This is a genomic window from Vagococcus sp. WN80Y (assembly GCF_059621045.1).
In genome coordinates this window covers 1-12,757 of the sequence record NZ_JCAQHY010000165.1, presented here as the reverse complement: position 1 = coordinate 12,757, position 12,757 = coordinate 1, and the positions used below count along the sequence as shown (strand labels likewise).

Here is a 12,757-nt window from a genome sequence, read left to right as displayed (position 1 = left end):
AATTAGTTAACTAAAAGTGGTAATATAATAACAGAAAGAAGAGGTGAACCCTTTGATAGAGAGTGGTATTACAGAAGGTATAAATAAATTCTTTTACCTATTGAAATTGAGTATTTACTTTTGGGGATTAAGTTTAGTTGGTGGGGTTATTCTAGGTATTGGACCTGCTTTTATTGCGATTATGTCTTTGTATCAAGAGGTTGACTGGGATTACAAAGAAATTAAATGGAAGAAATTAGTTGAGTTGTTTAAGGCTAACTTCATTTTAGGAAATCAACTTTTTTATTTTTATGGTATGATGATTCTCTTTTTCTTTTTAAGTTTGTATACGTCAAGTCAATTGACAGGGATTATTTTTTTGATGATTGATTTTATTGTCGTATTTTTATTGTTAATGACGATTGTTGCGGCTTTTTTTGCTTTTGCTTTAATCTCTGTGTATGAAATATCGTTAAAAAACTTGTTGAAATTATCTTTCATTTTATTTTTTAAGGAATTGAAAGCCACGTTCTCTATAGTTATTATGGCTGTTTTGATTTGTCTGGTAGCTTTCAAGATGCCAGCCTTGCTATTTTTTGTTGGCGGTGGAATCTTAGCATTCTTTTTGACTCGACTAGGTAAAAAATTAGATGAAGGGTTATCATTTGAGTGATTGTTGTTTGACTAATGAGAAGGAGTAGGTAATGGAAATTAAAGGAAATTTGATGTATCGCTTAATAAAAATATATTCTATTACCCTCTTAGTGATTATTACATTTTTTGCCATTGGGATTAGTTGGATTTTTACTCGCGACAGTCATCAAAGAGCAGAACGCTTAACACAAAATTCATTGCTGAGGGTCTCGACATTTGTTGACGAGCATCAGAAAAAAGCTGTTGAGATAGCTGATAATGTCAGCATAAGTGAACGTGATTACCAAGGGTTAACAAGGTATTTTGCGATGACTGATGCTGAATATTTGAGTTATACTCTCAATAATAATTACACTAAAAGTAATTTTACTAATTCGATTCAACAAGTATACCCAACGAACGATGAGATCGTCTCTATTGCGATTGATTTGAATGAGTCCAAAGAGCGTTATTTATCGGATGTTGAAAGTCGTTATGGACGTAAAGTTGAGAAGTTACCTGTTAATAAGGAAATTATGTTTAATGCACCTCTTAAAGATGTTGGCTGGAAAATTTTTGGCAATCTTTACATGACAGTAACTAAGGAGCCACTGACAGAGATGCTTAAACAATTGTCATCAGAATACAGTGCTGATGTTTTTTTGATTTCAGAACGTGGGCAACTTATTTATACTAATTCGAACGACATCGATTTGTTAACAAAATTGGAAAAGACCTTGGAAAAAGGCAAAGGAATAGATATTAGTCAGTATGAATCGACTAATTTTGTGGCAGAAACTCATGTCACCAATCAAAACTATCAAATTCTGTCTTTAGTTAATAAAGAACAAGTCACACACAGCTCGAGACTCTTTATGTTTTGGGTATTGTTATTCAGCTTGATTATTGATGGTATTTTATTAGTGTTACTATTTCGTCTATTTAATGGTTACGTCTTTCAGATAAGTGATATTTTAAAGACGATTAAACAAGTATCAACCGGGGATCGGCAAACGAGAGTACCTACAGATAACAAAAAGGCTGAACTGAAGGATATCTCTCTAGGAATAAATGAAATGTTAGAAAGTCTAGATAGCTTCATTAAGGAAAATTACGAGCTAGAACTACGACAAAAGGATGCTGATTTTAGAGCCCTCCAGGCTCAAATCAACCCTCACTTTATGTACAATACGTTGGAGTACATTAGGATGTACGCGCTGAGTGAAGGTATGGATGAACTATCGAATGTGGTATTTGCTTTTGCTTCCATTCTTAGAAATAATATTTCTCAAAATAAAATGATCTCTTTGGAAAATGAGTTGAAATTTGTTGAGCAATACGTCTATCTTTATCAAATGCGATACCCAAAAAGTATTGCTTACTCATTTAAAATGTCTGAGGAGTTGCGGGAATTTGGGATTCCTAAGTTCTGTTTACAGCCACTAGTTGAAAATTATTTTGCTCACGGTATAGATTATACAAGACTAAATAATGTTATTAGTGTTTATGCGCTACAAAATGAGCAAGAAATTGAAATTGAGATTCGCGACAATGGTAATGGAATAGATCAGGTGACGTTACAAAAAATTAATGATTATTTACTTGCTGGCAAGACTTATGAAAGTCAATCAATTGGGATTCAGAATGTTAATGAGCGGATGAAAATTATTTTTGGTGATGCATACCAAATGAGGTATGAAGAGACGCCAGGTGGTGGGACAACTGTCAGAATTGTCATTCAATTATTTGACAAACTATCGCTACAAGGCGGATGAATCAATAATAGAGAGCAGTAAAAAATTGATGTGAGTCATTCACTTCAATTTTTTGCTATCTATCGTTTTAAGTTTTAAAATCAGGAGGAAAAATAATGTGTAAGGTTTTATTGGTCGATGATGAGTATATGATATTAGCTGGGCTGAAACATCTGATACCGTGGGATGAGTTGGGGATGGAATTAGTTGGCACAGCGACTAATGGAAAAGAAGCGTTGGATTTTGTTTTGCAGCATCCTGTTGATATTGTTTTATCGGATATTACAATGCCTCTCTTGTCGGGAATTGATTTTTTAAGAGAAGCTCAAAAGCAACAGATCACTATCAAAACGGTTTTTCTCTCTGGTTATCAGGAATTTGAATTTGTTAAAGAAGGAATGTCTCTCGGGGCCGTGGATTATTTAGTGAAGCCAGTCGATCGTCATGAACTGGTTTTGGCATTGAAAAAGGCAAAGGTTCTGGTTCAAGAAGAAGCAAATAAACATGATTTTGAACGATTGAAATTTGAGCAAAGTTTAAAGGAGTGGGTCTTGGGAGAGGCGGATCAGTCATTAATCGATGAGCTATCTCTAGTAACAAGAAAGAGTGTTAACGTTTTTGTTGGTCAATATGGAGATGACGATTTTGAGACTTATTTGCAGCAGATTGCTAATTGTTTTTATTATTTTGAAGGGGAGAAACAAATTGTTGGGATTCTTTTAGATTATACAAAAGAAGAATTGGCACAATTATATCGAAAAATGGCAGAAAAGTATCCAAAAGATGTCTTTGTTTTCGCGGGAACTTTGCGAACTTCGTATGAAGAAATTAGAAAAAGTTATACAGTTGCGTTAACCTTGAAGGATAGCTACTACTTTTATAACTTAGTTCAGGAGGGGTGTATTTGGTTAGAGCTATCAAATCAGCTTGAAGAAATTTACTATAATAGTACGGACGATCTCCCTTTTATCTCAAAAAGTGATCCAAGCTTAAGTTTGCACGAAAAAATTCAACAGATTATTAATTACTTTGAACGAACACCGATACCACCTAATCATGCGCGCTATTTCATGCTGCTGATTCTTTCAGATGCACGGGCTCATTATGACCTTGAATTAACTGGAAGTTATCAGGAGGAAATAGATCAAATACGTGGAATTACGAATATCGATGAGATTACTGCCAGCTTTATCCAGATGGAAGAAGATATTAAGGGGCTTCTTTCACAACGTTCCTACAGTGAGTTAACACAAAAAGCAATTAATCGTGTTCATCAAGATTATCAACAGGATTTAATGCTGCGAGAGATAGCTGAGTCGCTTTTTGTAAACTCAATGTATTTAGGTCAACTTATTCGTAAAGAAACAGGCCAAACCTTTTCACAATATTTAAATAGTTATCGCATGAAAAAGGCTGAGGAGCTTCTTATTAAATCGGCGAAGACGGTTAATGAAATTGCGGCCGAAGTCGGTTACTCAAGCACAGGGTATTTTCATAAAAATTTCAAGGAAACATATGGTATGACACCCAAAGATTTCCGTGAAAAATATTTATCTATTTAAACTTTTTTTCTCTAAATTTAAAGGTATCGTACTAGTTTCATTTTTGAAACTAATACGATATTTTTTTGTTATTAATGAAAGAAATCTTGACCTGTTCATATGCATAAAAGCGTACATCGGTTTAAGCCTCTGAGTTATTTTAAAGAGTGCTAAATCGCTATATATCGCTGGTATTTATGTTTTATGCGGATTAAATATAAACTATTAGCGTTGTTTCAACTTTGTCCGTGTACAGGGTACATCCATTTTTTAGAAGAGGATATTATTGTTATTAAACGGCTGATTCAGCTAAAGTTAGGTCCAAAAGGGCTTGTGTTATTAATGAAAAAAATCTCGACTTGTTCATATGCGTAAAAGCGTACATCGGTTTAATCCTCTGAGTTATTTAAAAGAGTGTTAAATCGCTATATAGCGCTGGTATCCATAGATTTTATACGGATTAAACATAAACTAATAGCGTTGTTTCAACTTTGCCCGTGTACGGCGTACATCCATTTTTTAGAAGAGGACATTATTGTTATTAAACGGTTGATTCAGCTAAAGTTAGGTCTAAAAGGGCTTGTGTTATTAATGAAAAAAATCTCGACTTGTTCATATGCGTAAAAGTGTACATCGGTTTAAGTCTCTACGTTATTTTAAAAATTATAAAATCGCTATATAGCGCGGGTATCCTTAACTTTTATGCGGATTAAACATAAACTACTAGCGTTGTTTCAACTTTGTCCGTGTACAGCGTACATCTATTTCTGAGAGTAGTGGAAAAATGTTATTAAAACTAGGTTTAACAAATAGCTCTAATTGGGAACTCTCAATCACTTAGTTATATCACACCCTAATAAGAAATGTCCAATCGCCACTGAGCCCTATATGAGGCGTAAATGACTCATTTTAGGCTTAGTGCCCTGGACCATTTTTGGGAAATGGCTTAACTTCAACGTTTTTGTTAATTTGTGAAAATTTACAGAGTAAAAACAAACGTAATAAAGGTAATTTAGCCGTATTTCGGGTAAGTTAGCTCAGATTGTTGCTTTTCTCCCAAAATAGTTTTCCTTGGGAAAAGTCTTCATCTCCCCATTCTTTGGCCGTTGCTTTTAATTTTTGTTTCATGTCACTTAAAAGATCGCCATAAACAGGATTAGTGGCCAAGTTATTGAGTTCATAAGGGTCAATCGTTAAATCAAATAATTGGGTTTGATTTCCAAATTTTGTTCGATATTCAATTAACTTATAGCGAGTCTCTTTATAGCTACGAATTTTATCTGTAAAGGCACCAAACAAATGATCTCGTCCATCTTTATTTTCTTGGATAACCGGTAGAAGAGAGCGGCCATCAAGTTGTTCTGGTATGTCAATGTCGACTAAGTCACAGATTGTAGGGAAAATATCTAATAAATAGGCGAATTGTTGACGGGTTTCACCGCTAGGAATTCCCGGACCAGACATGATCAAAGGCACTCTGACGCTATGTTCATATAGATTTTGTTTGCCCATTAAGCCATGCTGCCCAATGGCAATCCCATTGTCTCCGCTAAAGATAATAATGGTTGAATCATAAAGACCTTCACTTTTTAGGGTGGCAATGATTTTACCAATTGCATCATCAATATGACTAATCATGGCGTAGTAATCAGCTAAATGCTGCTTAATTGCTGACGGATCTCTCGGGTATTTTTCTAAGGATTCGTCTCGTTGCTCTCGTACATCAAAGTCAAAGGGATGCTCAGGTAAAAAGTTCATAGGGAGCGAGATTTCTTTAGGGTCATAATTATGTTGATATTTTTCAGGCATTGTCCGTGGATCATGAGGAGCTAAAAAGGAGGTATACATGAAAAATGGCTGCTCCTTTATTTGCGGTGTTTCTAAAAAGGCAATTGCTTCGTCAGCGAATAGATCGGTCGAATGTTTGCCCAGCTCAATTTGTTGGGAGGGCAGTTCAATCGTTTTATTTGTTGAAAAAGGGTCTTGAGTAAATTTGTGTGTGATATCATAGGCACCGCTTTGATCAAAGCGATAGGTTGGGACGTTCCAATGATCCCACATACCACCAAAAAAGATTTGATTGCCATTGGTAAAACTTCGAGCAAAAGCCTCTGTCCCATTATGCCATTTACCAATGCCATAAGTTTGATAGCCAGCATTTTTAAGTGTTTCTCCTAGCAAGGGATGAGCAGCTGGAACGGATTCCCCACAATCAGTTAGTTTGAAAAGGGATTGAGAAGTGTGAATCATGGCGCGACTAGGCATACAGACAGCACCGCTTGTGCCACCAGGAATATGAGCTTGCTCAAAAGAGAGACCAGAAGCCACTAGCTCATCTAAATTTGGCGTGTCAATTTGGTCATTACCTAAGGCATGAATGGTGTCAAAGCGTTGGTCGTCAGCTAGAATGAACAGAATATTTTTTTGAGTCAAGATAATTTCCTCCTAGAAAAGTTAGTCAATTAATGTTAGTTTACAAGGGATTCGTTTAAAAGGATAGGGGGAAAGTATGGCGATGATAACACAAACTATAGCTGGTAGTATAAGACCTATATTTTTTGACTGTTTGGTGAGAACGGTTATGAGTATAATATTAGTAGTAGATGTGTAGAAAGGAATTGATAAGGATGGCAAAGAAGCCCAACATTTTATTTATCTTAACGGATCAACAACGGAAAGACACGATGAATGCTTATGGGGAGTTAATTTGTGAGACACCAGTTTTGGATCAATTGGCTAAGGAGAGCACTGTATTTGAGAACGCTTATGCGAGTTGTCCAATCTGTGCTCCTGCTCGAGCTACAATTCAAACGGGGCTTTATCCCATGCACCATGGCATGTTAACTAATTCGTACAATTATGGTAATATGATTCAGGAATTGCCAAATTCAGCTGAGTTACTGAGTAATCGCTTAAAGATACAGGAGTATCAGTTAGGCTATACAGGGAAGTGGCATTTAGGGTCAGGTGTTGATAATTTTAAAGCAGATGACTATATTCAACGGTATATGGGAGAGATCAATTTTCCAGAGATTACATTTGATTACTCTGCGACACCTGAAGAAATTGGCTATCAAGGGGATTATTTTCCTGGTCACGGCTTTGGAGGGCATCATTATCCAGAATTTAAAGCCTATCTGAAAAAAAGAAGCTTGGAGCATCGTGTTGAAGGAATTGTGACAGGAAATTATGGCGGACATCAAGCGGGCGAAGTTGTGACAGGTATCGAATCGACAATTGAGCATTTTTTGGTAGAGCGGACGAAGGAAATTCTTGCAGGCTTTTCTGAGGAGAAACCGTGGTATTTTCAGTTGAACTTTTGGGGGCCTCATGAACCTTATTTTGCGCCAACAGAATTTCTTGATAAGTATCGTGGACAATCAATACCTGAATGGCAAAATTATCAAGGGGATAGTCCAAATAAACCTCGGATTCATGACTTGAAACGAGCCAATGATACAAGTTGGTCTGCACTCGAACCGTATATTCAACATTACTTTGCCAATACAAGTCATATTGATTATCAAATTGGACGATTACTTGCTCATTTGAAGGAGCAAGGTTTATATGATGAGACGATTATTATTTTTAGTAGTGATCACGGTGAATCTTTGGGGATACACAATGGTTTATGTGACAAGGCGATATTTATGTATGAAGAAACCTGTAGTATTCCTTTGTTGATTAAAGGGGCTAATCAACAAGTAGGTCGTCGAGTCCCACAATTAGTTAGTAGTTGTGATTTATATTCAACCATTTTGGAGTATGGAGGCTGGCAGAGAGACGCTGTCGAGCGAGATGGAGCATCTCTTGTGCCGCTAATGAATGATGAACAGGGGAAGTGGCGAGAGACTGTTGTGACGGAATGCTCTGGCATTGGTAGCGTGATGTTTTCTCAGCGGATGATTCGAAAAGATAAAATTAAATATGTGTTTAATTGTGGTGACCTTGATGAGCTATATGACTTGGAGGCTGATCCCTATGAAACAGCCAATTTGATTGATGATGTCACATCGGTGGCTGTGTTACGAGAAATGCGTGAGGCCCTTGAAGAGTGGATGCTCGCTCACAATGATAATTTAATTTTTGATTATCAGTATCTGCGCATGAGATAAGACCAATTTGTCTAACCGTGAAAAACGTTTAAAAGAGGGTGATTTATAGTCACGCCTCTTTTTGTTTTATGTATTTTATGTGATAAACTCGTTCCAAAAAGTCTAAGCAAATAAAGGTGTAAGCATTATGGTATCGAAGTTTATGTAGTGCTGTCATTCTTTGATCTTTGGGCCTTAGAAATGAGAGATAACGTAATGTTCGGAGTAAAACGATTTTGTGTCTTAATGCCATGTCGATACAACAGCATTATTTAAAGCTAGAAGCAGAACTGTTATACTGTTAGTGTTGGAAAGGAACGTGAATGGTGATGCAATTATTTAATTTATCTGGCATTAGGTACCAAGTGGATGATAAGGAGATTTTGAAAGATATTTCATTAGTAGTCAATCAGCAGGAGGATGTTGTTATTTCAGGGCCTTCGGGAAGTGGTAAGAGTACGTTGCTTAAAATTATAGGGTCTCTTTTAACGCCGACTGGGGGACAACTTCTTTTTGAAAATAAGCCAGTCAATGAGCTGGAACCGACGGATTATCGAAAAGAAGTTTCTTATTGTTTTCAAAGTCCACAACTTTTTGGTGCCACTGTTAAAGACAATTTGGTTTTTCCATATGAGATTCGTCAAGTGGCCTTTGACAAAAAACGGGCATTAGCATTACTAGCGCAAGTTGATTTGTCAGAGTCATTTTTGGACCAGTCAGTTCATGAGCTTTCAGGTGGGGAGAAGCAGCGAGTTGCTCTGGTGCGCAATCTGCAGTTTATGCCAAAAGTATTGCTATTAGATGAAGTAACAAGTGCCTTGGATAGTGAAAGTGGTCAACTGGTCAGAGGGTTCTTAAAAAGATTGCAGGAGGAGCAGCATTTAACGTTAATCCGTGTGACTCATGTAGAGGAAGAAATCAAGCAAGCATCGCGCTTAGTTCAAGTGGTTGCTGGGAGGATAGTAGAATGAATACACTCGCAATTAGTAATATGACGCTCGTTTTGTCAGCATCTCTAGTAGTTATTTCGTTAGTTGTCTCATATAAAGAAAAGTTAAGTTTAGAGAAGTCAATAGTCATTAGTGTTTTAAGAGCTGTGATCCAATTAACGATTATTGGATATGTTTTAACGTATATTTTCAAAAGTAGTCAGTTGATTTTGGTGATCGCTATGTTTTTAGTTATCTGCTTTAATGCTTCATATAATGCTGCTAAAAAGAATGCTGGGATTCCTCATATTTTTCGGACATCATTGATTGCGATCACTAGTGGCACACTAGTAACGTTAGTGATTCTAGTAGCCAGTGGGTCGATTCAGTTAATCGCTTCTCAGGTTGTTCCGATAACTGGTATGATTGCCAGTAATTCAATGATCGCCATAGGCCTCTGTTACCGTAATATGACAACCTCTTTTTGCGACCAACGGCAACAAGTTCAAGAAAAGTTAGCATTAGGAGCCAATCTTAAGCAAGCTTCACGAGTGATTGTAAGAGAAAGTATTCGTACAGGAATTACGCCAACCTTGGATTCAACTAAAACGATGGGCACTGTTAGTCTGCCTGGGATGATGAGTGGTTTGATTTTTGCTGGTGTGGACCCTGTTCACGCGATTAAGTACCAGATTATGGTTGTTTTCATGTTGATGTCAACAACAGCTATTGCCTCTGTCCTTGCCTGTTATGGCAGTTATAAAGGTTATTTTAATGAGGAAGAGCAACTAATCTGAGTTATTTTACTTGTGAATCGGCGGTCAATGCTTTATTCTAGTAAGTCTTCATGATATACTTACAAATAGTAAAAAATTTCAGCTAAAGATAGAGGCAAAAGAGATTCTTAGCGAGAAATCATAAGGAGTCGTCCAATGTAAATCAATTAAATGTAAGAAATAACTGATAGATATTTGTAAAAAAAAGGAGATTAGTGATGAGTCAAAAACAACACGAAGCTGTCGATAGCCGTCGAACATTCGCCATTATTTCCCATCCGGATGCTGGGAAAACAACGATTACTGAGCAATTATTACTATTTGGTGGCGCGATTCGACAAGCTGGAACGGTAAAAGGAAAAAAAACAGGTAATTTTGCTAAGTCCGATTGGATGGAAATCGAGAAGCAAAGAGGCATATCGGTAACCAGTTCTGTTATGCAATTTGATTACGATGATAAACGAGTTAATATTTTAGATACCCCTGGTCATGAGGATTTCTCAGAAGATACTTATCGAACGTTGATGGCTGTTGATGCGGCTGTCATGGTAGTTGATAGTGGTAAGGGGATTGAAGCACAGACAAAGAAATTATTTCAAGTTTGTCGGATGCGTGGGATTCCAATTTTTACTTTTATGAATAAATTAGACCGAGATGGCCGCGAGCCACTAGATTTATTGGCAGAGTTGGAAGAGGTTTTGGAAATTGAATCTTACCCGATGAATTGGCCAATTGGGATGGGGAAAGGGCTTGAAGGGTTGTATGATGTCTATCATCAACGAGTAGAGCTACATCGTCCCGAGAACTATGATGGTGAGCGTTTTATTCCTTTAGTCAATGGGGATATCCCAGCAGATCATCCACTACATAAAGATTCAGTTTACAATCAGGTATTGGAAGATGTTGAATTGTTAACAGAAGCGGGTAATGAGTTTTCAAAAGAGAAGATAGCAGCTGGCGAGCTGACACCTGTTTTCTTTGGCTCTGCCTTAACTAATTTTGGTGTACAAACCTTTTTAGAAACCTTTTTACAATTTGCACCGAAGCCATCATCTCATGTGACTAAAACAGAAACTGAAATTAGTCCTTATGAAGAAGAGTTTTCAGGCTTCGTCTTCAAAATTCAAGCTAACATGAATCCTGCTCACCGAGATCGGATTGCTTTTGTGCGGATCTGTTCTGGGACCTTTGAACGTGGGATGGATGTCTTTTTACAACGAACAGGTAAGAAGTTTAAATTGAGTAATTCAACTCAATTTATGGCTGACACTCGTGAAACTGTTGAAGAGGCTGTTGCTGGTGATATTATTGGGTTGTATGATACTGGTAATTATCAAATTGGTGACACGCTTTTCTCTGGCAAGTTAAATGTGGCTTATGAAGATTTGCCGCAATTTACGCCAGAACTATTTATGAAGGTAACAGCAAAAAATGTCATGAAACAAAAATCCTTCCATAAAGGAATGGCACAACTAGTACAGGAAGGTGCCATTCAATTGTATAAAACAATTGTGACCGAAGATTATATCATCGGTGCCGTAGGTCAATTGCAGTTTGAAGTTTTCCAACATCGGATGCTAAATGAATATAATACAGAAGTTATCATGACACCAATGGGAACAAAGACTGCACGTTGGATAGATCCGAAAGACTTGGATGAAAGCATGAGCTCAAGTCGAAATATTCTGGTTAAAGATCGCTTTGATCAACCTCTATTTTTATTTGAAAATCAATTCGCAATGCGGTGGTTTGCAGACAAGTACCCTGATGTAGAACTAAAAGCCTTACTATAAAAGGCGGTTCATAATTTTTAGGTGATGAGAATGTTCTAAAGTAAAAAATAAACCCTTCAGCCTTTTCTCAATTTTGAGAAAGAACTGAAGGGTTTTATCGTTTTATTTTAGAAGCACTTAGAGCAAGGTTCTAGACCTCGAGCTAGTGCTTGTTCCATCGTAGATTCAGAATAAGTTCCATTGCCACAGACTCGGTTATGATATTTTTTTCCAGTAGGAGTGACTAATACGACTTGTGTATTAGCGGCATCTACTTGAGTGTCAGGCGTTTCAGCCGAACGAGCAGCCTCTGTTTGAGCGACTTCCTTTTGGCGAGCAGCTTCTTGTTCTGTAGCAACAATCGTGTTATTGACGCTATCTAGTCGTTTGGTTAAGTGAGGTGCACCATCAGGGATAGCATCAATAGCGAGTTTGGCGGCTTGATAGTTTTCTTTAGTTGGTTGAGTCTCAGCAGCTGCCAGTGCACTTTCAGCTGTTGCTGTTTTTTCTATCTTTTCATTAGCCAGCTCCACAGTTTTATTAACGCGAGCTAAGCGATCAGAAAAATCTTTGTTTTTACTTGATAAAGTACTGATCAAGGTAAAGGCCTTATCATAGTTTTCTTTATTAGGTGTGGCTTCAGCCAATTCAAGGGCAGCTCGAGCTTCAGCTTCTTCTAGCTCAATTTTTTCAACAAGTTCTTTTTTCTTGGCTTCATCTACTAAGCGTTGTTCCTCTTTAGCCAAGTGTTTAGCAAAAGCCTTGGATGCTTTTACAGTAACGGTTTTACTTAATTTTTCTTTTTTGTATTGAGTGCTAATGATAATTTTTTTAGATGTACCATCCGTTAATGTCACTTCATAGCTGAAACGCCCATCTTCATTAGGAATGACCCGACCATCAATAGATAATTTCGCTTGTGAATTAGTTGTACCTTCCACCAGAGCAACCCCACTATCATTTGTTTCAATGGTTTCTTTTTTGACGGTCAAATTAGCTTGATCAGGAACAGTTATAACCATCAAGACGAGACTGACGAGTGCAACTGCAAAAGAAATGAGTGCCGGCTTTTTTTGCTTTCTCACACTAAAAACAATCCCTGTAATAAATGCGATAGGGACGGCTAAAACAACTAACATAAATAAACTCTCCATTAATACTCCTCCTCGTATAATAAGGTTATCAGATTTATTCTGATAGTTCCTTTTCATCCCCATAAGGGGTATGATTATTTCGTACAGATAGAGGTCGTAGTATTCCTCCTTGAAGTTTTGTCTTC

9 protein-coding genes are annotated in these 12,757 nt (G+C 37.1%); 7 read left to right on the top strand and 2 right to left on the bottom strand.

Translation table 11 applies throughout. From position 1 onward, the window contains the following. Positions 1 to 52: 52 nt before the first annotated feature. From AC5KOD_RS15600 to AC5KOD_RS15590, 3 genes are all read left to right on the top strand, one after another. Entirely contained in the window at positions 53 to 652 is a 600-nt protein-coding gene (locus tag AC5KOD_RS15600) for a YesL family protein (protein ID WP_496915499.1), read from the top strand. Positions 653 to 683: 31 nt separating this feature from the next. After that, positions 684 to 2,387, top strand: coding sequence for a sensor histidine kinase (locus AC5KOD_RS15595; protein ID WP_496915498.1), 1,704 nt, complete (start codon positions 684 to 686; stop codon positions 2,385 to 2,387). A gap of 95 nt (positions 2,388 to 2,482) precedes the next feature. Further along, complete coding sequence (locus AC5KOD_RS15590) at positions 2,483 to 3,928, top strand: response regulator (RefSeq protein WP_496915497.1); 1,446 nt, start codon at positions 2,483 to 2,485, stop codon at positions 3,926 to 3,928. A 1,011-nt stretch (positions 3,929 to 4,939) separates the two neighbouring features. Here the strand turns inward: AC5KOD_RS15590 and AC5KOD_RS15585 are convergent. Continuing rightward, entirely contained in the window at positions 4,940 to 6,340 is a 1,401-nt protein-coding gene (locus AC5KOD_RS15585; protein WP_496915496.1) for a sulfatase family protein, read from the bottom strand. A gap of 194 nt (positions 6,341 to 6,534) precedes the next feature. Between AC5KOD_RS15585 and AC5KOD_RS15580 the strand changes: the two genes are divergently transcribed. From AC5KOD_RS15580 to AC5KOD_RS15565, 4 genes are all read left to right on the top strand, one after another. Further along, entirely contained in the window at positions 6,535 to 8,022 is a 1,488-nt protein-coding gene (locus AC5KOD_RS15580; RefSeq protein ID WP_496915495.1) for a sulfatase-like hydrolase/transferase, read from the top strand. 308 nt (positions 8,023 to 8,330) lie between these two features. Then, positions 8,331 to 8,972: an ABC transporter ATP-binding protein gene (locus tag AC5KOD_RS15575; protein WP_496915561.1), complete on the top strand. Its 642-nt coding sequence runs from the start codon at positions 8,331 to 8,333 to the stop codon at positions 8,970 to 8,972. Next, a complete protein-coding gene (locus AC5KOD_RS15570) occupies positions 8,969 to 9,727 on the top strand; it encodes an ABC transporter permease (protein ID WP_496915494.1) in 759 nt (252 codons plus the stop codon). The genes AC5KOD_RS15575 and AC5KOD_RS15570 overlap by 4 nt, the downstream gene beginning before the upstream one ends. 197 nt (positions 9,728 to 9,924) lie before the next feature. Further along, positions 9,925 to 11,499, top strand: a complete 1,575-nt coding sequence (locus AC5KOD_RS15565; RefSeq protein ID WP_496915493.1) for a peptide chain release factor 3 — start codon at positions 9,925 to 9,927, stop codon at positions 11,497 to 11,499. 107 nt (positions 11,500 to 11,606) lie between these two features. Here the strand turns inward: AC5KOD_RS15565 and AC5KOD_RS15560 are convergent, their stop codons facing one another. Continuing rightward, a complete protein-coding gene (locus AC5KOD_RS15560; protein WP_496915492.1) occupies positions 11,607 to 12,632 on the bottom strand; it encodes a hypothetical protein in 1,026 nt (341 codons plus the stop codon). Positions 12,633 to 12,757: the final 125 nt, after the last annotated feature.